This window comes from Sulfurimonas iocasae, assembly GCF_047716755.1.
In the GTDB taxonomy this organism is placed as follows: Bacteria; Campylobacterota; Campylobacteria; order Campylobacterales; family Sulfurimonadaceae; genus Sulfurimonas.
Window position 1 is genome coordinate 2,278,293 of sequence record NZ_CP180409.1, and the last position, 22,043, is coordinate 2,300,335.

Genomic DNA, 22,043 nt, shown 5'->3' on the forward strand with positions numbered 1-22,043 from the left:
CTGCCAAGATAGTGCTACATAATGACAACCTAGTAGACCATTTTAGCCACAAGAAAAAATAGAACTTACTCATTTATTTTAAATGTTCCTATCATGTCATAGTAGTTTTCAAGAGTCATAAAACTCTTCTCAAACCTATATCTGATGATGAATTCTACAACCATATCTTTTAAATATGTCTCAACACTTTCAACTTTTCCAAAATATGCCAAAGAGACATTTTTACTCTTTTGTACTGCGGTTTTATCATAACTGATTGCAAGTATTTGAAGATATTTGCCTTTTTTTATCTCGCCCAGACTCTCACTTAATAGAGAAGCACCAGATAAATTAATAGCTTTAAAATCAAACAAATCTGAAAAATTTTCTACTTTTTTGTCAATTTGAATCTTTTTATATAAGTTTTCTAATATTTTTATATTTTCTTTTCTCGCAGTTTCATAAGAAGATATTTTATTTGTTAGATTTTTTAGTCTATCAAGAGCTGAACTCATTGCGTTTCCTATTATGTCTCTAGTTACAAAAGTATATCAAAAAAGCATTTCTTTATATATTAAAGAGTACAATCCCTACATTCTACTTAGGTTATAAATCATGAAAATATCTTTTACCTCATTAACATTCAAAACTCTCTTTATACTTTTCATGTCATCAACTATTTTTATTATTTTTATTATAATAATTGCAAAAGAATCTTTTTCTCAAGGCTATACCTATCTAATACAAGAAGATATTAGCTCCATAGAAGAAAAAATATCTCCTGAAATAGCTATAAATTTAAATGACGGACTAAATAAAGAACTTCACAGAATAGCTACAGACCAACTAAAGCATAAAAAAATCCTACTTTTGAAGATAGAGTCCGTAACTCTTGAAAAACCCATACTCTTTTCTAAAAAAAACAAATCTATAGATGAGTTAAAAAAAGCTGGTCATTTTGTATCTACAAAAGTTATTTTCGACCCTACTACTTCAAACAAACTTGGCAAAACAACTATTGTTTATTCAAATGAGTCATATAAAATATATATACAAAATTTTTACAAATGGTTTATTGGTGGAGTTACACTCTTTGGACTTGCTATCGCACTACTTGGTTTTCTATTATATAAGTCGCTAAAAAGGCTAACTATACTGGCTTCAGCATTTGAAAAGTTCAACCCAAACAGACCAGATAACTTTCTTTTTAATATAGAATCAAATGATGAAATAGGAACTATCAACAGATCAGCAAATATCATGGTTAAAAAACTCACAACATACATAGACGACACAAAAGATTTAAGCGCTACTATTTTGCAAAAAGAAACTCACTTAAAAGAGGCTCAAAGAATTGCTAAAGTTGGTAGTTGGGAATACAATGTTGTAGATGAAATCTTACTATTAAGTGATGAAGTTTACCGCATCTTGGGAGTAAAATTTGGCACTGTAATAAAATGGAAAGACTTTTTAAACTTTATCTCAAAAGATGATTATGACAAAGTTATAAAAGTTATTGAAGATGCTATTAAAAATGGCTCAAAGTTCAATATAAAATACTCTATGACTCTCAAAAATAAAAATGAGATTTTTGTACAAACAAGAGGTAAGGTTCGTAAAAAAGCAGGAGGTCATGTTAGAATCACAGCTGTTAGTATGGATATAACAAACGATATTAAAAATAAAAACACCATTGAAAAACTTGCTTATTATGACTCTCTAACCGGTCTTGCAAACAGAACACTTCTAAGAGACAGAATGTATAAGTCCATTCAATATGCTAAAAGAGAACAGACAAAAATAGCAATCATGTTTTTAGATCTTGATCATTTTAAACTTATCAATGATACTCTTGGTCACAGTGTTGGTGATGATTTACTAATACATATAGCAGAGATATTAAAATTACATATTAGAGAGTCAGACACACTTTCAAGACTTGGAGGAGATGAATTTGTCATTTTGCTTCCTTCAGTTAAATCAAACTTAGATGCACAAAATATTGCGTCTAAGATTCAACAAACTCTTCAAAGTAAGCACGATATTGGTGATCATCAACTCTATGTTACTTCAAGCATAGGTGTTTCTTTCTACCCTGAGCATGGTGAAAATGCTGAAGAACTTATACGAAATGCTGATACAGCGATGTATGAAGCTAAAAATAATGGTAGAAATAACTACAGAATCTATTCAGAATCTATGGGTAATTATAGTGATCAACAGTTACATCTAGAACAAGATCTGATTCAAGCTGTCAAAAATAAAAGTGGCATTGAAGTTTTCTATCAACCAAAAATAGACACTATAAGTAACTTTATATCTGGAGCAGAAGCTCTAGTGAGATGGAGGCACCCAATAAATGGCCTTGTTTTCCCAGATCAGTTTATACATATTGCTGAGAGTACAGGCTTGATGATAGAACTTGGAAATATTATTATTGAAGAATCAATTTTTCAAATTCAAGAGTGGAATAAACTAGGTCTAGTAGGATTGAAAATTGCAATAAATCTCTCCGCTAGACAGTTTCAAGACCCTAAATTAGTCTCATTTATCTCTTCTATGCTGCTTAACTATCAAGTCAGTCCATCGCAAATTGAGTTTGAGATTACAGAAACATTATCTATGACAAACATGACAAATACTCTTAGAATTCTTACAGAGTTAAAAACAATTGGAGTTTCTATTGCTATAGATGACTTTGGAACCGGACATTCATCTCTAGCCTATCTTAAAAAGTTTCCTGTTAATACCTTAAAGATTGACAGATCATTTATTCTTGATATCATGGAAAATGATGAAGACAAAACAATAGTTCAAACTATTATCTCCATGGCACACTCTCTAGGATTTAATACTGTAGCCGAAGGAGTAGAGACTTTAGAGCATGTAAAACTACTTCAAAACATGGACTGTGATCAACTTCAAGGATACTATTTTTCTAAGCCTATACCTAAAGATGAGTTTACAAAATTTATAAAAGATTATATGCCAAATAAGCAACATATTCAGATATAATCTCAACAATAAACTACTAAAAGATACTAATGGACTACTTACAAATAAAAAGAGTTGATTCTCTAAATGGAAATATTAAAATCTCTGGTGCAAAGAATGCTTCTTTGCCGCTAATTGCAATGACAATCTTAGCCAAAAATAGCGTACATATAAAGAATCTGCCTCATGTTGCTGATATAAATACTCTTTTAAAGCTTTTATCAAATCTTGGTGCGAAGTGTGACTTTCAAGAAGATAGGGTTGTAGTTGACACATCAGCATTAGCCCAAACAAAAGCGACTTATGATATTGTCAAAACTATGAGAGCTTCTATACTTGTTCTTGGACCAATCCTTGCAAGATTTGGACATTGTGAGGTATCTCTTCCTGGTGGATGTGCTATTGGGCAAAGACCTGTTGACTTACATTTAAAAGCCTTAGAGCAAATGGGTGCGAAGATTAATATAGAAGCTGGATACATTCAGGCAACTGCTCCTGATGGACTCAAAGGCTGTCATATAAACTTTGACAAAATTACTGTAACAGGAACTGCAAACATTGTAATGGCAGCATCTCTTGCATCTGGTAATACAACACTGACAAATGTAGCAAGAGAACCAGAAGTAGTCCAACTTTGTGAAATCCTTAATGCAAGTGGAGTAAAGATTGAGGGTATTGGAACATCTGTTTTAACTGTTCACGGAACTAATGGAAAACTAATAGATATTGAAGAGTTTTCTGTAATACCAGACCGTATAGAAGCTGGAACTTATCTTTGTGCTGGAGCAATCAGTCGTTCCGAGCTTACTCTTACTCATGTAGATGCTTCACATCTTGATGCTGTTTTAGCAAAACTTGAAGAGATGGGTAGCACATTTACAATCACTAAAGATACTATTACTATTCATCCATCAGAGGTGATAAAACCTGTTAAGATAGTAACACAAGAGTATCCGGCATTTCCAACAGATATGCAAGCTCAATTTTTAGCCCTTGCAACACAAGCAAATGGAACTTCTATTATTGAAGAGAGACTATTTGAAAATAGATTTATGCACGTTAGTGAGCTGCAGAGAATGGGAGCTAATATCTCTCTTAATGGTAGCGTTGCAACTATAAATGGTGGAACACAACTAAGTGGAACAGATGTAATGGCAACGGACTTAAGAGCTTCAAGTGCTCTTGTTTTAGCTGGACTTGTAGCAAATGGAACAACAGATGTACATAGAATCTATCATTTAGACCGTGGTTATGATGCTTTAGAGAAAAAACTTGAAGCTGTTGGAGCGAATGTTAAAAGATTAAAGGAGTAGTACCCTCATCTTTATTTGAGCTTCCGTGAACATTTTTCTTTGAAAAATATTCCATACGCTCAAGCTGAGGGCACTACTCAAATATAATCATCTCATAAACACTTTTTTTAGTTACCAATGCTTTATCCGGAGATACAGAGTGAGTATTTTGTGCACGAGCCACTTCGTGACGAAGCTCTGCAATCTCTGTTTCCATATCATCTACATTCTCTTTAAGTCTAAGAATTATATCTACACCAGCCAAATTAACACCAAGTTCACGAGTGAGTCTAAGAATAAGTTTTATTCTGTCTATATCTCTTTGAGAATAGAGCCTAATACGTCCGTTTGAGCGTGATGGACAGATAAGGTTTTCACGCTCATACTGTCTAAGAGTTTGAGGGTGAATTTCTAAAATCTTAGCAACTATACTAATCAAGTAAACTGGTTCATCATATTCATGTATCACAGTATCTCCTTTTACTCACTAGACAATTTTTCTTTCATCATCTCAACTAAATCGGTATCTAACTCATCAACTTTAGGTAAAACTATATTAGCTTCAAGATATAAATTTCCGCGAACTTTTGTTTTACGGTTCATCGCACCCATCTCTTTTACACGGAATCTTTGTCCATTTTTAGTATTTTGTGGAACTTTTAACTTTATCTCTTTTTCTAAGGTTTTAATGGCAATCTTCTCACCAAAAAGTGCTGCATAAAGAGGAACATCAAAAGTTTTTATCAAGTCATCACCTTCTCTAACATACTCAGGGCTTGGAGCTACAGTAATCTTTAAAAATAAATCTCCTGCTCTTCCGCCTTGGGCATGTCCTTTTCCTTTAACACGCATCTTCTCACCACTTTTGACACCGGCAGGAATCTTGATGTCAAATCTCTCACCATTTACAGATACAGAATGAGAACCGCCAAGAATAGATACACTAAAGGGAATTGTTACACTTGTTTCAATATCTAAGTTTGGTTGCTGTTGCTGTTGCCCGCCAAAGCCTCCGCCACCGAAGCCACTAAAGCCTCCGCTTGCACCACCGAAACCGCCACCACCAGAGAACATTTGACGCAAGATATCATCTAAATCGCCTTGTCCCCCACCTCCATGTGAACGAGAAAAGTCATGGAAATTTTGCCCACCAAACATGTTATCACCATGCATATCATATTGCTGTTTTTTCTCTTTATCACTCAATATTTCATATGCAGAATTTATCTCTTTAAATTTATCTTCAGCACCCTTGTCTTTGTTTACGTCAGGATGATACTGTCTTGCTAATTTTCTATATGCTTTTTTTATTTCTGCTTCACTTGCTTTATCTGTTATTTCAAGTGTTTCGTATAATGATTTAGCCATTTTATTCCTACATTTTTTATATTGTAATTATTAAATTATTAAGCGTAATTATATCATAAGAGTTGAGTGGATGTCAATCAAGTACGAGAATTAAGTTCTCGTACTCTTTACAGCGGTTAATAGTTCTTTAAAACCTATATCACTAGATTCTTCAACATCTTTTAATCTATCAGATGCTTTAAGTAGTTCATTGTTTTTGCCATAAGAGATTGTTTCTTCTAAGCCTTTATGAACATTTGAATGATGTTTGATTATATTATTTAACAAGGCATGACCTTTTAAGAATCCATTTGATGCCACTGAAAACCATTGTCCAAATCTACAACTATTCTCATCAGGAATATTTACTTCAGAAGAACTAATCAATGCTTTATATGCAGATAGTTTAAGTAAAATATGATCAATCTTACCATTACTTACATAGAGTTCATTTGTAACATCATTAGTTTTATTTTTTATAGTTATACTATTGCTATTAACTTCAGCAATATTTTCATTAAAAGACTCAAGTATCTCCATCACTGAAGATGATTCAGTAATAAAATCTTTAGATATCTCCATCATTGAGTTAGAATTTTGTTTTAATCCATTGATATTTATCTCAACTTCTTGAGTCGCTTTTTGAGTTCTCTCAGCCAGCTTTCTTACTTCATCTGCAACAACAGCAAAACCTCTACCATGTTCTCCTGCACGAGCTGCTTCTATAGCTGCGTTAAGAGCAAGTAAGTTTGTTTGGTCAGAAATATCTTTAATTAAATTAATTATATCTGCGATAGAGCTAACACTATCATTTAAAGAGTTAGCATCATCCCCAAGAGTATTTGAATGATTCTGTATAGTTTCAATATTATTTGCAATATTAGCTGTTTCAGACTCAATACTAATCATTTTTTGTGATGTTTCTTGATTTAATACATTAATCTCTTCTAAATCTAAAATATTATCTTCTATAGTGCCTTGTAAAAAACCAACTCCACTCTCATAACTTTTAATTAGTGTTTCAACAATCTCAGATTCTTTATCTTCTTCTACAACATCATTTGCTGATACTTCAAACTCATTGATTCTTTGCATTAAAGCTGAATTTTCAGACTCTAAATCTAAAATCTTTTTTTCATATTTTGCAGTTAATTCCGCTATTTTCGCCGATGACCCAAACATTTGTCTCTCCTTTGTCTTATTGTAATACTTTAAAACTTAAACAAACATAAGTTTTAATGTAAAAAGTGACGCACTTCTGAGAAATAAAGACTCATTCCAAACTCGTTAGCAGCATCTATAATTTCTTCATCACGAATGCTTCCACCAGGCTCGATTACATTTTTAACACCAGCTGCTGCCGCTGCATCAATAGAATCACGGAAAGGAAAGAATGCTTCAGATGCAAGAGCTGCACCGGTTACGTCTAGACCCATTTCCTTGGCCTTTTTAAGTGCACACTGGCTTGCATCTACACGAGATGTCATACCCATACCAACTGCTACCATTGCAGAGTTTTTAACATATACAACACAGTTAGATTTTGTAAGAGATGCAACTTTGTATGCTATCTCTAAGTCTTTCATATCCCCAGCCTCGGCTGCAATTTTAGAAACAAGTTTTGCATCTCTTACTTCATTTTCTCCAACTTTATCAGCATCTTGATATACAAAACCGCCATCAATGTGTTTAAAGTCTTTTTTATCATTTGCAAGGACTAACTTATCACTCCCCATCTCAAACAACTTGATACGCTTCTTGTTCGCAAACACTTCTTGAGCTTCAAGAGTTATACGACCAGCGATTACAACTTCTAAGAAGATTTCATTCATTTTTTCTGCAAGTTCTTTGTTTACAATACCATTTACAGATACAACACCGCCAAATGCAGATACAGGATCACATTTCAATGCTTCTTCGTAAGCTTCTAAAAGAGTATCTTTTATAGCAAATCCACAAGGATTACCATGTTTAGTAATACAAACAGCATTTTCATCGCCAAATGCAGATGCAATTTTAACAGCTCCACTTAAATCGTTTAGGTTGTTAAAACTAGCTTCTCCTTTTAAAGTAGTAAAGTTGTTTGAGTAGTGCTTGTCAAACTCATATAGAGCACCCTTTTGATGAGGGTTTTCACCATAACGAGTATTCATTACTTTGTTCCCAACTACAAATTGTTTCTCGCCGAAACCTTCATTAAAACGCTCATTCATGTAGTTTGCTATCATTGAGTCATATGCTGCTGTATGCTCATATGCTTTTATCATGTATCCACGACGAAACTCTTTTGTATTTTTTTCATTCTCAATCGCATCTATAACTTCACCATAGTCAGTAACATTTGTAACAATGATTACAGAGTCAAAATTTTTTGCAGCGGAGCGAACCATTGCAGGTCCACCAATGTCAATATTTTCTATGATATCATCAAAGTCATCAGTTCTCTCAATAGTCTCTTTAAAAGGGTAAAGGTTTACACAAACAAGGTCAATAGATTCAACACCCAGTTCTTTTGCTTGGTCTAAGTGTGATTGCTTATCACGACGGTGTAGGATTCCACCATGAACATAAGGATTCAAAGTTTTTACTCTGCCTTCAAAACACTCTGGAAATTTTGTAACTTCATCAATCTCAATTGCCTTAACACCAGCTTCAACTAACTTTTTATAAGTTCCACCTGTTGAGATAATCTCATAACCGTTCTTTACTAAAGATGTACAAAACTCAACTAAGCCCGCCTTATCACTAACACTTACCAATGCTCTTTTTGCCAAAACATTTCCTCTTAAAATAATTTACAGAATGTTATCTAAATTGAGTTTATATAATGGTAAACTATGTAAATTAAAATTTGGAAATCCATATGAAAAGAATAGCTATTTTATGCTCTGGCGGAGATGTATCTGGCATGAACCCTGCATTGAAACATTTTGTTGAATATTCACTTCAAAAAGATTTAACTCCATATTTTATTTATGATGGTTTTGAAGGTTTAATTGATAACAAAATTAAAAAAGTAAGCTACTGTGATGTGTCTGGAATTATAAATAGAGGTGGAACAAAGATTGGCAGTGCCCGAAGTAAAAGATTTATGCAAAAAGAGTATAGAGAAATTGCGAAGCAGAATCTAGATGCTTTAAATATAGAGATGCTAGTTGTATTAGGTGGAGACGGCTCATTTAGAGGACTGGACATATTTTACAAAGAGACAGGCACAAAATTTTGTGGAATACCCGCCACTATAGACAATGACATAAATGGAACTGATTACTCGCTTGGTGTAGATACTGCACTAAATATCATCAAAACTTCTATAGATGCCATACGAGATACCGCTTCTTCTTTTAGAAGAGCTTTTGTAATTGAGACGATGGGAAGAGATTGTGGCTACTTGGCTTTAGTATCTCATCTTACTTCTGGTTCTGAACTTTGCCTAATTCCTGAAAAAGAATACGACCTAAAGTCTTACGAAGATAAGTTTAAATCGGAGATAAAAAATGGAAGAAGATATTTTATAGCCATAGTATCTGAGGGCATAAAACAAGACTCAATAGAGATAGCGAAGTGGTTTGAAGAGAAGATTGGGATAGAGTCTAGAGTAAGTATTTTAGGTCATATTCAAAGAGGTGGAAACCCTACTATTTATGATAGATTAATGGCTTATAAATTTATAACCTATGCTGTTGATGGTATGCTTGATGATAAAAATGAAAGTGTGATTTGTTATACAAAGAGCGGCTTTGAATTTAAAAGCATAGAAGAAGTAACAAGCAAGACCAAAGAGCTGGATTCTGAGCTACTCTCCTACTTAGACAACACATAGGAGATGCATAAGCTAAATTATTTTGTACCTGCAGATGCCAAAGAAAAAACTAAACAAGCTCTTTTTGATATAGGTGTCGGCAGATATGAAAATTACGAGTGTTGCAGTTTTGAGACTTTAGGAGTTGGACAGTTTAAACCCATCGCAGATGCAAATCCTCATATAGGTGAGCTTGATAAAATAGAAAAAGTTCAAGAGTATAAAGTTGAAATGCTTTGCAATGACAATCTTATAAAAGACGCTGTAAAAGTTTTAAAAGAAGTTCATCCTTATGAAGAAGTTGCTTATGAGGTTTTTAGGATGGAAGAGTTTTAAATGGAAATAAAAGAATGGATAATGATTATATCGGTAATAGTTATTGTTACAGGTTGGTTTACAAATAGCTATCTAAATAGAAGACATGAAATTTCTAAAAAAAGATTAGATTACAGATTAGAAACTTTACAATCCTTCCTACCAGTTTTTTTATCAATGTCATCATCTTCAAAACCATTTATTGATAATAAAACTCTAAATGACAAGATAATATATGCAAGAGTAAATTTTCAAATATATGGATATCAAGATGAATGGATTTTATTTAATAGTTTTACTATTGCTATCGATAAACAAGATGTTTCTGAAGCGACAATTTGTATAAATAAGTTAACAAAGCTGATTAGGAACAGGATTCAAATTGAATTGAAATTACCTAATTTCGATTTATAAAATAAAGTAATGTTTTCTATGTCACTTTTTTACAAAAGTAACCAAAAACCGTGTCACAAGATTGATTTTTTCACGTCTTTTTTCGGTCGTTTCGTCTAAAAATGCAAAACTCGGCTTTGCCTCAAACAGTTGTATTTTTTTAACGACTCCACTCGGTCAAAAAGACTAAAATCCAAAGTGACACAAAGAGACATACAGACAGATAAAATTTATCTGTCTGTTGCAACATCTGCAGAGCCAAGAAACAGGAAAGAAATTGCGTTAAGAAAATTCAATTGTTTGAACGAAGTGAGTTTTGAATTTTTAGGGATTTGTTCGTTGTTTTTGTGGGAACCAGACGAATGTCTGGCTCGAAGCCGTTGCAAGAGTTTTTGATACTTTTTGCGAACAAAAAGTATGAGAAAGGTTCTATCTCTCTCTCAACAACTCTTTTAACTCATCCATACCTATAGTAACATCGTTAAAAGCCTCTCATAAAAAAAGACATATAGAGTAAATTAAGTTTTTTTAATTACATAAAGATTACAAATAAACCATACTTTGTAATCAAATTGTTACTCACTAATATTACTATTTCAAATAATAACAAAGGATATTTGAAATGAAAACAAGAGAGTTTACAATACAAACTGATAGTCTTGAACTGGATTATGATTATAATTTAAATATGAATTTAGTAGAAGAGTATGTAATTGAAGATTTGGAAGTGCCAGAGGATTGTATTGAGTCTTTAAAGATATATAACAAGCATGTCAATATTAAATTATCTTCTGATAAAAAATATTTCAATGATGACTGGTATGTTAATTTACAAAGAGTTGGCTAACTCTTTATAAATCTTTCTCAATAACTTTTTTAAATGTATTGAAGTAGTTATCTTTAAGTGCGTCCATACTCATAGTTACATCATTAATTTTGATGCTATTTCCACCAACTGTTCCGATTTTCTCTACTGCCATTGATTCATCAAGCATTGCTTCAAAAGCTTCTTGATTTTCAGGTTTAACTTCAATAATAGCACGACTCATAGACTCAGCGAAAATATCTCTCTCATCTTCAACACTCATCTCTACGTCACAACCAAGACCTGAAGTAGCTGCCATTTTAGCAAGTGCTATTGCAACACCACCACTACTTGCATCTTTAGCACACTCTAGTAAATGTTTTTTGTTACCTTCAATTACCAACTCCCAAAGTCCAAGCTCATTTTTGTAGTTAATCTCGGGCAAAGTTCCTGCAACTCTGTGACAAATCTCTTTCATATAAAGTGATCCACCAAATTCAGATTTTGACTCACCTACAAGATAAAGTGCATTACCCGCAGCTTGAAAGCTAGACATCAAAACATTGTTTTGATCATCATTGACACCAACAGTCGCAATTGAAGGAGTTGGGAAAACTGATACACCGTTTGTCTCATTATAAAGTGAAACATTACCACCTATAACTGGAGTTGTAAGCTCAGAACAAGCCTCTTTAATACCTAAACAGCCTTCTGCAAACTGCCACATAACTTCTGGATTTTCAGGGTTACCGTAATTAAGACAATCTGTAATAGCAAGTGGTCTAGCACCACTCATTGCTACATTTCTTCCAGACTCTATAACTGCTGCAGCTGCACCACCTTTAGGGTCGATGTAGCAGTAACGAACATTACAGTCAGCCGACATTGCCAAGGCTTTGCCATTTTCTTTTACACGAATAACAGAAGCATCTAGCATTCCGCCATTTTTTATAGTATTAGTTTGTACCATTGAATCATACTGAGTATAAATCCAAGATTTATCTACAACTTCCATAGATTTTGTAAGTGTCTCAAATGCATCTTGATTTGATACTTTGTCAAAGTCATTGATAGTTACACTATGAAGTTCATCCAAGTAAGCAGGCTTACTCATAGGACGGTTAAGCTCAGGTGCTTCTTCACTAACTGGGTCAACAGGAACCTCAGCACATTTCTCACCATGCCAGAAAAGTTCCATATTTCCAGTTGCTGTAACTTCACCGATTACAGCAGCATCTAAGTCCCATTTTTCAAAAATATCGATAATTGCTTGCTCTGAACCTTTTTTAGCACATAAAAGCATACGCTCTTGTGACTCTGAAAGCATAAAGTCATATGGAGTCATATTCTCTTCACGAGCAGGAACTTTGTCAAGATGCATAATCATACCGCTTCCAGTTCGTCCAGCCATCTCAAAAGATGAAGATGTAAGACCTGCTGCACCCATATCTTGGATACCGACAACGTGATCAGTCTTAAAAAGTTCCATACAAGCTTCAAGTAGAAGTTTTTCAGTAAACGGGTCACCAACTTGAACAGTTGGACGAAGAGATTTAGACTCCTCTGTAAAACTATCAGATGACATAACTGCCCCACCAAGACCGTCACGACCTGTTTTTGCGCCAACATACATTACAGGGTTACCGATACCTTCAGCACGACCTAGAAAAATCTCATCTGATTTTGCAATACCAAGATTAAATGCATTAACAAGAATATTACCGTTATAGCACTCATCAAAACTAACTTCACCACCGATAGTAGGAACACCCATACAATTACCGTAACCACCGATTCCCTCAGTTACACCACGAACTAAGTATCTTTGATGTCTTGATACATCGTCATCATTTAAGATGTTACCAAATCTTAGTGCATTAAGAGATGCCACAGGACGTGCACCCATAGTAAACACATCACGCATGATTCCACCAACACCAGTAGCTGCCCCTTGATAAGGTTCAATAAAACTCGGGTGGTTGTGTGACTCCATCTTAAATACAGCTGCATAACCATCACCGATGTCAATTACACCAGCATTTTCACCTGGACCTTGAATAACCCATGGTGCTTTTGTTGGAAAACCTTTCAAATGAACTTTTGAAGATTTATAAGAACAGTGTTCACTCCACATCGCTGAAAAGACTCCAAGCTCTACTAAGTTTGGTTCGCGTTTTAAAATCTGTTTGATATGTGTATAATCTTCCCCAGAAAGTTTATGATTAGCTAATTGTTCTTCGATGTTTTCTAATTGTTGGCTCACGGATGAATCCTAAAAATTTAATTTTTGGTTTTTAAAAAGAGATTATATCTAATTTGTTCTAATAAGAATTTTAATGAAAAGCGAAGTCTTCTTTTGTTCGAATATTTTTCTTTAAAGTAAAGATGTTTTTGTACTCAATATTTAAAATTTCATACTCTTTTTTACCCTTTGGAAGATTGATTTTAAAATCATCATCTATTTTTTTTCCTATAAGAGCTTTAGCTATTGGTGAATGGATGGATATGAGCCCATTTTCTGGTTCACTCTCTAAAACACCACAAAGTGTATATATCTCTTCTTCATCACTTTGTATATTTACTATCTTTACTGTACTTCCAAAACTGACTTTATTATGTTCATAAGATGATGGGTCTATAATCTGTGATTTTTGAATCATTGAGTTTAGATAGAAGAGTCTTCTATCAATAAAACGGAGTTTTTCTTTTGCGGCGTGATAATCGGCATTTTCACTTCTATCGCCTTGGGCTGCTGCAACAAGCTTTTCTTCTGCCGTTTTAGGTTTTTCGACCTCGAGTAGAAATTTAAACTCTTCCACTAGAAGGTCGTAACCTTCAATGCTCATGGGTTCGCTAGTGATGAAAACCAACTATATAATAAGTCTCTTTATTTTCTAACTTATTTATTGTAACTTTAAACTTATCACTAAAATGTTGGATTTTTTCATGTGCTTCAGCCGCAATTTCTACACTTGGAGCCTCTACTTTAATCTTAAAACAATCATTACTATTTGACATAGCTACATATGAACCATCAACTCTTAAATGATCATGCAAATCCATGATATGTTTTTGAATTTTTTCATATCCTGTTGTATTTTTTTCGATTCTTTCTAGTTGATTTAATAGAGCGCCATTAGGTGTATAGCCTAGTTGTGTAAGCATTGCATCTCTTTGCATTTTAGTCCTTTTTTATATTATTAGAAAATAATAACAGTTTTTTGTAAATATTCAGTATTAATTTTATTTGTGTCTACTATAATTGTAAGAACAATACAACATTATAATAAAGAGAGCATTATGACTGATGAAATACTAAAAAAAATCAAACAACTTCCACCGCTTCCTGAATCTGCAATGCAAATAGAAGCTGTTTATCAAAATCCTGATAGTGGTTTCAACGATATGGTGAAAATTCTAGAAAGAGATCCTCTCTTAACTGCAGATATTTTAAAAGCCGCAAATTCTCCGCTTTACGGATTCTCTCGTGAAATCAACGCTATTTCTCAAGCTGTTGGTTTGTTTGGTATGGGAACAGTTCGTGGTTTCGCACTTGCAAGTATTGTCAAAAAAAGTTTTACACTAGACTTATCTCCTTACGGAATCAATAATGATATGTTCTCAGCACTATCTAAAAAACAGCATGGTCTTATGACTGCATGGTGTATAAAAAAAGAGAACAAACTGCTTGGTGTTTTATCTCCAGCAGCATTTCTTGTTGAAATTGGCAAAGTTCTTATTTCCCAGCAAATCATATCTGATGGAACTCAAAAAGCTTTTAGAGACGCTCTTATAGAACTTCAAGATGTTGAAGCGGCTGAGAGAAAAGTAGCTGGAGTCGATACTCCCGAAGTAAGTTCTACAATCTTTAAACATTGGAGATTTGAAGAGGGTTTAGTTGGAACAATCGCGAACTGCCTAAATCCACAAAATGCAGAACCTGAGAATCAAAGAGCTGCACAAATTTTACATGTAGTACGTACTGCTGTTCCTATCAGCGGAATACTTACAGATGCTAGTATTGAAGCTGCTAAAGAACTTATCAACAAATATAGTCTTGATATGGAAAGCTTCGATAAAGCTTTAGAAAACGCTAGATAATATTCTTTTGAAATCTCTATTAATACGACTCACTCTTGGTTTGAGTGAGCAAGATATAAGCCCCGATGAACTTAACTACATAAACAACTTCTTAGCAAAAAAATATATTACTAAAAAAGACAATATTTATAAATTTAACTCTAAGTATCGTGCCGGTACTCTTGGTCTTGTTCAAAAAGATACAGCCTATTTAAATGTTATTGGTGAAAATATTCGTGATCTGTTTATTGGTGAAGGTGATTTAGGAGATGCAAAAGAAGGCGACCTTATTATTGCTCAAAGACTTCTGGGCAAACGAGGAACTCCTAGTGCAAAAATTGCTGAAATAGTAGGTCGAGCACAAACTTATAGCGTTGCATACATTATCTTAAAAGATTCAAAAAAGGCTTTAGCTAATCTCAAGACTGACTATCCTGCCGGAGTTGAACTTGCACAAAAAGTGTTAGACACCTATGAAGAAGGTGATGTTTTTAAAATCAACAATCAAGAAAACTCTATAATGGAAAAACTAGGAAATTTAAAAGATCCACTCGTTGATGAAAAAATAGTTCTTGCTCAATTTAACAAACATGATGAGTTTGATGAAGAAGTACTAAAAATAGCTACTTCATTTGAAGCCGTAGATGCATCAAAGTATCCTAAAAGAGTAGATTTAAGAGAGTTGTCATTTTGTACTATTGACCCCGTTACTGCAAAAGATTATGATGATGCAATTTATTGGGATGATAAAAACAGTACCCTATTTGTAGCCATAGCTGATGTAAGTGAATATGTAACTCCTTTTGGGACAATAGACAATGAAGCAATATACAGAAGTTTTAGCATCTACCTTCCTCATCGCTCTATTCCTATGCTTCCTCGTCAGCTTAGTGAAACTCTATGTTCACTTCAGCCTCATGTTGACAGACTCTCTTACGTCTTTGAGATGAAGCTTGATTTAGATTCTCTTGAAGTAGTTAAGTCTAAAGTATATGAAGCAATTATTCATTCTCAAAGAAGATTTAATTACGAAGAAATAGATGAATTTTTTGAGGGTAAACTAGTTGCTAAAGACAACTCAGAAAAAGAGATATTTGCTTGGATAAAAAAACTACGCCCAATCACAGATGCACTTAAAGTTAAAAGATTAAAAATCGGTTATGACTTTCGCTCAAATGAGTTGGAGATGACTATAGATAAAAACTCAAATATTGTCTCTACTACCTTTGCCGAAGAGACTCCCTCTCATGCTCTTATAGAGGATTGTATGCTTTTGGCAAATAAAGAAGCAGCACATCAATACAGCAGAGGAATCTTTAGGATTCATGAAGAACCAAGCCAATCAAAACTCCAACTACTTTATCAAGAATTAGCCGGAATCGGAATGTCTATCGATATTAAAAACTCTATAAAAGAGACGATTACAGATATACAAAAACAAGCTAGAGAGATGGATTTAGAGTCAGAAGTAGATACTCTAATCATTCGTTCCCAGATGCAAGCAAAGTACGCTCCAATAAATTCTGGACACTTTGGACTCGGTTTCGAGGCATACACACACTTTACTTCACCAATCAGAAGATACAGTGACCTAATCGTACATAGACTCTTAAAAGCTATTAATAACAACGATACAGAGGAAGGTTCTTATGTTCTTAGAAACATAGAAGCACTAAGTATGACAATAAGTGAAAAAGAGAGAGAAGCTAGCACCATAGAAGTTGAGTTTCAACATAGAAAATTTGCTCGTTGGGCAAATGAAAATTTAAATAAAGAGTTTAAAGCAAGAATTACTACGACTGAACCAGAGTATAAGGCTGAGATACATGATGAAATAACTGGTGCAAGAGTTCTTATAACATCAGCCGAAAATGCTGTCCTTTTTCAAGATGTAATAGTTTGCATAGATAAAGTCGATATAGCAAAGGCCAAGATTTTCGCTCACGTTGTAAAGAAGAGTGATGTACAAAGCTGAATTTGACAAACATATACAAAACTCTAGTATCTCTAAGAGTTTTGTATTTTTTGGCGAAAGTAGTTTTCTTATAGATAGCTACACAAAAAAACTCAGTAATATAGAAGATGCTTCAGCTCTTACATTTTACTATGATGAATATGACTTCAAAACTGCAAAAGCACATCTATCTCAAGCTTCTCTTTTTGGTGGGGTAAATGTACTTGTCATTAAAAGTGAAAAAAAGGTTCCTAAAAAAGAGCTAGATGACCTTATAGATTTATGTGAGAAAAATGAAGATAATTTTTTTATCTATGCTTACTATGGAAGTGATCAAAAAACTTATAACAAAGCATTTAGTAAAAAAAACACTATGAGTGTGAGATTTTTCAACCCTAATCATCATGAAGCGATAAATATTATTGCTGAAGTTGTAAAAGAAAAAAATGTAAATATGGATAAGTATTCTATAGCGCATCTGCTAAACATTCATAATAATGATGTAGCACTTGCATATAATGAGATAGATAAATTTAGAGTTTATGATAAAGTAATTACTACAAAAGATATAGAGCATCTGGTTTCTGGACTTGCAGAAATAAGTATGGATGACTTGATTAAGAAGATACTTTCTAAAAAAGATTTTACACAAGATTTAAACAATATACTGGATCATGGTGAGGATGAAATAAGAGTAGTTACAGCACTCACAGCATATCTAACACAGCTTTACATGTTCAACATCTATATAAGAGTAAATGGAGCACCTAATGCGCTAGAAATACTAGGATACCCTGCTCCAAAATTTGTAGTTGATGAAAAAGCAGCATTATCTTTAAAATTTAAACCCAATACCTATTATAAACTACATGAACTTTTACTAGATAGTGAATTAAAAATGAAGAGTTCAGGAGTAGATAAAGGTGCGATACTACTATCAACTCTTATTAGAGTTCAAAAATCACTCTAGTTCCTTAGTAGCTCATTGAACCTGCATTAAGAAGTCCTATAGAAATTGATATAAATGCCTTTAATATTCCGCCAGAAATAGCACCATCGGTAATCAACTTCTCTACCGAATACTTACCCTTTGTTCTAGTCATAATAAAAGCAAAAATCAGCTGAATAAACATAGCTACACCAGCCCATATTAAAAAATCAAAATACGAAACTGAACTAACAAGAGCGCTGTAAAGAGGAATCGAAAGACCAACAATTGCACCACCAAAACCTATGGCAGCAGCATTGTTATTATCTTTAAAAATCAACTTATAATCATCATAAGGTGTAACTATTGCATAAAGAAATAGAAAAAGAACAACAACCCCAACAGCAGTAATAAAAAAAAGTCCGAAAGATAGAAATGAGCCTAATAACATGATATATCCTTTTTAGTTGAGAAATAATATCTAAGTAGTGCTAACAAATAGAATAAATAGATAAAACACAATAATAAAATGATGTAAAAACTAAAGATTTTTGATTTTTGATACTTATATTTGGATGTTTGTGTGAAAGAGGCTACATTTGTAGCTGAGTGAACACATCATCCGAAGATGAGTGTCAGAAATTAGAAAGACTAGTTTTTATCTAAGTCTACGATTTTACCTGCAGAGATCCATGGCATCATTTCACGAAGCTTGTTACCAGTTTTAGTAATTAGTTTTTCTTTGTCGTTATTACGCTCAGCATTCATACGAGGGTAACCTGCTTGACCTTCAAGGATAAAGTCTTTTGCAAATCTACCATCTTGAATCTCTGTTAAGATATCTCTCATAGCTTGCTTAGACTCTGCATTGATAACACGTTTACCGGAGACATAATCACCATACTCAGCTGTGTTAGAGATAGAGTATCTCATATCTGCGATACCACCCTCAAACATTAAATCAACGATTAGTTTAAGCTCATGAAGACACTCGAAATATGCAAGTTCTGGAGCATATCCAGCTTCAGTTAATGTTTCAAATCCAGCTTGTACAAGTGCAGTTGCACCACCACATAAAACAGCTTGTTCTCCAAAAAGGTCTGTTTCTGTTTCATCTTTAAAAGTTGTCTCGATAATTGCAGTACGCCCACCACCGATAGCAGAAGCATAAGACAGAGCTAACTCTTTAGTAGTACCACTTGGGTTTTGACCAACAGCTATAAGGTCAGGAATACCACCACCACGAACAAACTCAGAACGTACAGTATGTCCAGGTGCTTTTGGAGCAATCATAGTAACATTGATATCAGCTCTTGGGTGAATACGACCATAGTGAATATTAAAACCATGACCAAATGCAATAGTTGCACCTTTTTTTAAGTTTGGCTCTATTTCATTTGCATAAATTTCAGCTTGATTTTCATCCGGTAAAAGAATCATTACAACATCTGCGGCAGCAGAAGCCTCAGCAACTGTAAGAACCTCAAAGTTTTTAGCTTCAGCTTTAGCCCATGAAGAACCACTTTTACGAAGACCAATACAAACTTCAACACCACTATCTCTTAAGTTTTCTGCGTGTGCATGTCCTTGTGAACCAAAACCTATCATTGCAACTTTTTTGCTTTTGATCAGGTCTAAATTTGTATCTTTGTCATAGTAAACGTTTAATGCCATTGTTTTTTCCTTGGATAATATTAAGCTTAAGTGCTTAAGAAATTTTTCGCATTATACTAAAATAAAGCAAAAACTTTTATAATGTGGCAAATATTTATAAATAAATGAGGGAAAAATGAAGAAATTCAATCTTTTTAATGAAATAATCACAGCAGATAAATCATCTTTACTCCAAGCAATCAATACTTCAAAAGTATTTGGTATTAATATTAATGGAGAGATAAAATATGAACCCTTTGATGATAAAGAAATTCTTATCTACAGAGGTAAGCCTGATATTGTAGAAAACTTTACAAAGGTATTGGGTAAAAACTACCAACTTGTAGAAGATGAGAATAGAGTTTTAATAAAGGCTTTTTCTAACTGGCAAGAGCTAATAGGGATAAATACTCCAAGAGCCTCTTATGATGATACTACGGCAGACGGTGTAGCTGAATTTTCAGATAAAAATCTAGAAGATATTGGTTGGAATGCAACTGAGTTTAATATTGACTATAGAACTCTAGTTGAAGTCTTAGAAGAAAATTGTGATGGAACTATACTTTGTATAGAGCAAGAAGATCCATACCAGTTTAGTGGTCTTGGTTTTTTAGACGATGATAAACAAGCTAAAGAGACTCTATTTAACTATTGTCAAACTAAGATTAAAGATATGATTGATAATGATCCTGATTTTAAAAGAGAAGAGTTAACAGATGATGAAGAAGAAGCTGCACAATTTTTTAAGATTGTCTAGCTTATCTCTTTTTAATAGAAAGCAGATATCTTTGCAGAATTATCATAGCAGAGATTGAGTCGATTCGTCCATCTCGAACGTACTTAATCTCTCCCTTCATCATATTCTCTGCTTCAAGTGATGAGCCTGCCTCATCCTGATAGAAAATCTCACCTTTAAAATCCACAAGATTCATAAAGTGCTCTATTCGTCTTCGCATCTCATCTTCACTACTTCCACCAAGCGGGATGCCAATAACCACAGAATCTACTTCCCACTCTTTTAGAACTTTTTTAACTTCATCAGATGCTTGATTTCTATTTTTTCTAATAATGGCAGGAAGAGGTGTAACTAAATCTTTATGCGCTGAATACGCTAGCCCTATTCTTTTAAGTCCTAAATCAATAGCAATATATTTCAAATTATTTCCCTAAACAAAAAGAGCCAAACATTTTGTCTAGCATCTCATCATTTTCAAATGGTCTTGTTATAGATGCCATCTCTTTTACAGCCTCATTTAGGTGAAAAGAGAATATTTCAAGTTCTTGGTCTTGCAGTGGAAGTAGTGCTTCTTCAATATTATTTAGAGTATTTTCAACTGCCATTATCTGTCTATGAGATATCAGCATGATTTCATCAGAATTATTATTTCTGTCCATTATATTTTTTAAAGCTTCTATCAAAGATATAACACTATCTTTAGAGTTAAGTTCTAAATCAAAATCAATATTTTTAGTAGCAAATTTTGTTTCTAAATCTATCTTATTTTTTACATATATAACATGCTTATTCTTTGTATGTTTATTTATAAGAGAAAGTATTTGTTCATCTTCAGCGTCTAGAGCTCTTGAACTATCAAAGAGCGCAACAACAATATCTGACTCTTGGATAGCTTCTATGGAACGCTCGATTCCTATACGCTCTATCTCATCATTTGCTTCTCTAATACCTGCAGTATCAACGATGCGAAGAAGATGCGTTCCTATTTTAACTTGCTCTTCAATAGTATCTCTTGTAGTCCCTGCAATATCACTGACTATTGCACGATTATAATTTAGAAGTGAGTTTAAAAGAGAACTTTTTCCGACATTTGGCTTTCCGATAATAGCAACTTTAAATCCTTGCATCAGACCTTCTCTTGCCCTTGAAGCAGACAGAGTTGACTCTAATGACTTATTTAACTCACTTAGTTTTGCTTCTATCTGTGAAACTAAATCTTGTGGCAAATCCTCTTCTGCATAATCTATACTTACTTCAGAGTAGGCAAGGATATGAATGATTTCATCTCTGATTTGCTCTATATACTCTTTTAATGAACCTTTCATCTGCTTAGCTAAAATCTTTGCTGCATCTTCACTTTTAGCTTCTATAAGCCCAGCTATTGCTTCTGCTTCACTTAAATCGATACGACCGTTAAAGAAAGCTCTCTTTGAAAATTCACCAGCATTTGCCAATCTAGCCCCTGCATCTAATGTTGCTTTTAATATGCTCTGCGCAACTATAAAACCACCATGGCACTGAATCTCTACAACATCCTCAGCAGTGAATGAATATGGAGCTTTAAAGTAGATAACTATAGATTCATCAATAAGTTCTTTTTCTTGATTGTGTATTGTGGTGAGCGTTGCATATTTTGGAGAAAATTCTTTTTTGTTTGTAAGCTTTTTTGCAATTTCTAAAGCTCTATCACCGCTAATGCGGATGATAGCGATAGAGCCTATACCATTTGCAGTTGCAATGGCAGCTATTGTATCTTCTTCCATCT

22 protein-coding genes are annotated in these 22,043 nt (G+C 33.7%); 10 read left to right on the top strand and 12 right to left on the bottom strand.

All coding sequences use genetic code 11. The features are described from left to right. Positions 1-65: 65 nt before the first annotated feature. Positions 66-494 (bottom strand): hypothetical protein, encoded by a 429-nt coding sequence (locus ACLHDE_RS11545; RefSeq protein WP_415396564.1) that lies wholly within the window; start codon positions 492-494, stop codon positions 66-68. Between the two features lie 100 nt (positions 495-594). Between ACLHDE_RS11545 and ACLHDE_RS11550 the strand changes: the two genes are divergently transcribed. After that, positions 595-2,994 carry an EAL domain-containing protein gene (locus ACLHDE_RS11550; protein ID WP_415396565.1) on the top strand — a complete coding sequence of 800 codons (2,400 nt, stop codon included), beginning with the start codon at positions 595-597 and terminating at the stop codon, positions 2,992-2,994. A gap of 29 nt (positions 2,995-3,023) precedes the next feature. Further along, entirely contained in the window at positions 3,024-4,286 is a 1,263-nt protein-coding gene (gene murA / locus ACLHDE_RS11555; RefSeq protein WP_415396566.1) for a UDP-N-acetylglucosamine 1-carboxyvinyltransferase, read from the top strand. 73 nt (positions 4,287-4,359) lie between these two features. Here murA and ACLHDE_RS11560 read toward each other — a convergent pair whose 3' ends face one another. The 4 genes from ACLHDE_RS11560 to purH all read right to left on the bottom strand — a co-directional run bounded on the left by ACLHDE_RS11560 (position 4,360) and on the right by purH (position 8,386). Then, entirely contained in the window at positions 4,360-4,734 is a 375-nt protein-coding gene (locus ACLHDE_RS11560; RefSeq protein WP_415396567.1) for a heat shock protein transcriptional repressor HspR, read from the bottom strand. A gap of 11 nt (positions 4,735-4,745) precedes the next feature. Then, positions 4,746-5,633: a DnaJ C-terminal domain-containing protein gene (locus ACLHDE_RS11565; protein WP_415396568.1), complete on the bottom strand. Its 888-nt coding sequence runs from the start codon at positions 5,631-5,633 to the stop codon at positions 4,746-4,748. 90 nt (positions 5,634-5,723) lie between these two features. Further along, on the bottom strand, positions 5,724-6,794 hold the full coding sequence (locus ACLHDE_RS11570) for a methyl-accepting chemotaxis protein (RefSeq protein WP_415396569.1): 1,071 nt from the start codon (positions 6,792-6,794) through the stop codon (positions 5,724-5,726). Between the two features lie 53 nt (positions 6,795-6,847). Beyond that, positions 6,848-8,386 (bottom strand): bifunctional phosphoribosylaminoimidazolecarboxamide formyltransferase/IMP cyclohydrolase, encoded by a 1,539-nt coding sequence (gene purH, locus ACLHDE_RS11575; protein WP_415396570.1) that lies wholly within the window; start codon positions 8,384-8,386, stop codon positions 6,848-6,850. An 89-nt stretch (positions 8,387-8,475) separates the two neighbouring features. Here purH and ACLHDE_RS11580 point away from each other — a divergent pair, with 89 nt between their 5' ends. The 4 genes from ACLHDE_RS11580 (at position 8,476) to ACLHDE_RS11595 (ending at position 10,969) form a co-directional block, all read left to right on the top strand. Next, positions 8,476-9,435 carry a 6-phosphofructokinase gene (locus ACLHDE_RS11580; RefSeq protein WP_415396571.1) on the top strand — a complete coding sequence of 320 codons (960 nt, stop codon included), beginning with the start codon at positions 8,476-8,478 and terminating at the stop codon, positions 9,433-9,435. A 3-nt stretch (positions 9,436-9,438) separates the two neighbouring features. Next, positions 9,439-9,750, top strand: coding sequence for an NGG1p interacting factor NIF3 (locus tag ACLHDE_RS11585; RefSeq protein ID WP_415396572.1), 312 nt, complete (start codon positions 9,439-9,441; stop codon positions 9,748-9,750). Next, a complete protein-coding gene (locus ACLHDE_RS11590; RefSeq protein WP_415396573.1) occupies positions 9,751-10,143 on the top strand; it encodes a hypothetical protein in 393 nt (130 codons plus the stop codon). A gap of 601 nt (positions 10,144-10,744) precedes the next feature. Next, the gene (locus ACLHDE_RS11595) at positions 10,745-10,969 is read left to right on the top strand and encodes a hypothetical protein (protein ID WP_415396574.1); all 225 of its coding nucleotides are present in this window, start codon (positions 10,745-10,747) and stop codon (positions 10,967-10,969) included. A gap of 4 nt (positions 10,970-10,973) precedes the next feature. Here the strand turns inward: ACLHDE_RS11595 and purL are convergent, their stop codons facing one another. The 3 genes from purL to ACLHDE_RS11610 form a co-directional block, all read right to left on the bottom strand. Next, positions 10,974-13,190: a phosphoribosylformylglycinamidine synthase subunit PurL gene (gene purL / locus ACLHDE_RS11600; RefSeq protein WP_415396575.1), complete on the bottom strand. Its 2,217-nt coding sequence runs from the start codon at positions 13,188-13,190 to the stop codon at positions 10,974-10,976. A 70-nt stretch (positions 13,191-13,260) separates the two neighbouring features. Further along, positions 13,261-13,788 carry a transcription elongation factor GreA gene (gene greA / locus ACLHDE_RS11605; protein WP_415398542.1) on the bottom strand — a complete coding sequence of 176 codons (528 nt, stop codon included), beginning with the start codon at positions 13,786-13,788 and terminating at the stop codon, positions 13,261-13,263. Continuing rightward, on the bottom strand, positions 13,781-14,107 hold the full coding sequence (locus ACLHDE_RS11610) for a hypothetical protein (protein ID WP_415396576.1): 327 nt from the start codon (positions 14,105-14,107) through the stop codon (positions 13,781-13,783). Before ACLHDE_RS11610 ends, greA begins: the two co-directional genes overlap by 8 nt. A gap of 120 nt (positions 14,108-14,227) precedes the next feature. Here ACLHDE_RS11610 and ACLHDE_RS11615 point away from each other — a divergent pair, with 120 nt between their 5' ends. From ACLHDE_RS11615 to holA, 3 genes are read left to right on the top strand one after another with little or no spacing between them, the layout of a single operon-like run. Next, entirely contained in the window at positions 14,228-15,028 is an 801-nt protein-coding gene (locus ACLHDE_RS11615; protein WP_415396577.1) for an HDOD domain-containing protein, read from the top strand. Positions 15,029-15,035: 7 nt separating this feature from the next. After that, on the top strand, positions 15,036-16,982 hold the full coding sequence (locus tag ACLHDE_RS11620; protein WP_415396578.1) for an RNB domain-containing ribonuclease: 1,947 nt from the start codon (positions 15,036-15,038) through the stop codon (positions 16,980-16,982). Further along, positions 16,969-17,931, top strand: a complete 963-nt coding sequence (holA, locus tag ACLHDE_RS11625; RefSeq protein ID WP_415396579.1) for a DNA polymerase III subunit delta — start codon at positions 16,969-16,971, stop codon at positions 17,929-17,931. The genes ACLHDE_RS11620 and holA overlap by 14 nt, the downstream gene beginning before the upstream one ends. A gap of 4 nt (positions 17,932-17,935) precedes the next feature. Here the strand turns inward: holA and ACLHDE_RS11630 are convergent, their stop codons facing one another. Together ACLHDE_RS11630 and ilvC are read right to left on the bottom strand one after the other, a co-directional pair. After that, on the bottom strand, positions 17,936-18,340 hold the full coding sequence (locus tag ACLHDE_RS11630) for a DUF350 domain-containing protein (RefSeq protein ID WP_415396580.1): 405 nt from the start codon (positions 18,338-18,340) through the stop codon (positions 17,936-17,938). A 200-nt stretch (positions 18,341-18,540) separates the two neighbouring features. After that, positions 18,541-19,563 (bottom strand): ketol-acid reductoisomerase, encoded by a 1,023-nt coding sequence (gene ilvC / locus ACLHDE_RS11635; protein ID WP_415396581.1) that lies wholly within the window; start codon positions 19,561-19,563, stop codon positions 18,541-18,543. A 115-nt stretch (positions 19,564-19,678) separates the two neighbouring features. Between ilvC and ACLHDE_RS11640 the strand changes: the two genes are divergently transcribed. After that, a complete protein-coding gene (locus ACLHDE_RS11640) occupies positions 19,679-20,299 on the top strand; it encodes a hypothetical protein (RefSeq protein WP_415396582.1) in 621 nt (206 codons plus the stop codon). A 1-nt stretch (position 20,300) separates the two neighbouring features. On the opposite strand, the gene ruvX is transcribed toward ACLHDE_RS11640, so the two are convergent. Together ruvX and mnmE are read right to left on the bottom strand one after the other, a co-directional pair. Further along, entirely contained in the window at positions 20,301-20,699 is a 399-nt protein-coding gene (gene ruvX / locus ACLHDE_RS11645; protein ID WP_415396583.1) for a Holliday junction resolvase RuvX, read from the bottom strand. Between the two features lies 1 nt (position 20,700). After that, positions 20,701-22,041, bottom strand: coding sequence for a tRNA uridine-5-carboxymethylaminomethyl(34) synthesis GTPase MnmE (gene mnmE / locus ACLHDE_RS11650; RefSeq protein ID WP_415396584.1), 1,341 nt, complete (start codon positions 22,039-22,041; stop codon positions 20,701-20,703). Positions 22,042-22,043: the final 2 nt, after the last annotated feature.

What these genes read in the sequence shown, in the direction of transcription:
- ACLHDE_RS11565 (WP_415396568.1), bottom strand. Translation starts at nt 5,633, where the DNA reads ATGGCTAAATCATTATACGAAACACTTGAAATAACAGATAAAGCAAGT.
- ACLHDE_RS11545 (WP_415396564.1), bottom strand. Translation starts at nt 494, where the DNA reads ATGAGTTCAGCTCTTGATAGACTAAAAAATCTAACAAATAAAATATCT.
- ACLHDE_RS11550 (WP_415396565.1), top strand. Translation starts at nt 595, where the DNA reads ATGAAAATATCTTTTACCTCATTAACATTCAAAACTCTCTTTATACTT.
- murA (WP_415396566.1), top strand. Translation starts at nt 3,024, where the DNA reads ATGGACTACTTACAAATAAAAAGAGTTGATTCTCTAAATGGAAATATT.
- mnmE (WP_415396584.1), bottom strand. Translation starts at nt 22,041, where the DNA reads ATGGAAGAAGATACAATAGCTGCCATTGCAACTGCAAATGGTATAGGC.
- ilvC (WP_415396581.1), bottom strand. Translation starts at nt 19,563, where the DNA reads ATGGCATTAAACGTTTACTATGACAAAGATACAAATTTAGACCTGATC.
- ACLHDE_RS11570 (WP_415396569.1), bottom strand. Translation starts at nt 6,794, where the DNA reads ATGTTTGGGTCATCGGCGAAAATAGCGGAATTAACTGCAAAATATGAA.
- ACLHDE_RS11595 (WP_415396574.1), top strand. Translation starts at nt 10,745, where the DNA reads ATGAAAACAAGAGAGTTTACAATACAAACTGATAGTCTTGAACTGGAT.
- ACLHDE_RS11585 (WP_415396572.1), top strand. Translation starts at nt 9,439, where the DNA reads ATGCATAAGCTAAATTATTTTGTACCTGCAGATGCCAAAGAAAAAACT.
- ACLHDE_RS11590 (WP_415396573.1), top strand. Translation starts at nt 9,751, where the DNA reads ATGGAAATAAAAGAATGGATAATGATTATATCGGTAATAGTTATTGTT.
- ACLHDE_RS11615 (WP_415396577.1), top strand. Translation starts at nt 14,228, where the DNA reads ATGACTGATGAAATACTAAAAAAAATCAAACAACTTCCACCGCTTCCT.
- ACLHDE_RS11640 (WP_415396582.1), top strand. Translation starts at nt 19,679, where the DNA reads ATGAAGAAATTCAATCTTTTTAATGAAATAATCACAGCAGATAAATCA.
- ACLHDE_RS11610 (WP_415396576.1), bottom strand. Translation starts at nt 14,107, where the DNA reads ATGCAAAGAGATGCAATGCTTACACAACTAGGCTATACACCTAATGGC.
- holA (WP_415396579.1), top strand. Translation starts at nt 16,969, where the DNA reads ATGTACAAAGCTGAATTTGACAAACATATACAAAACTCTAGTATCTCT.
- ACLHDE_RS11580 (WP_415396571.1), top strand. Translation starts at nt 8,476, where the DNA reads ATGAAAAGAATAGCTATTTTATGCTCTGGCGGAGATGTATCTGGCATG.
- ACLHDE_RS11630 (WP_415396580.1), bottom strand. Translation starts at nt 18,340, where the DNA reads ATGTTATTAGGCTCATTTCTATCTTTCGGACTTTTTTTTATTACTGCT.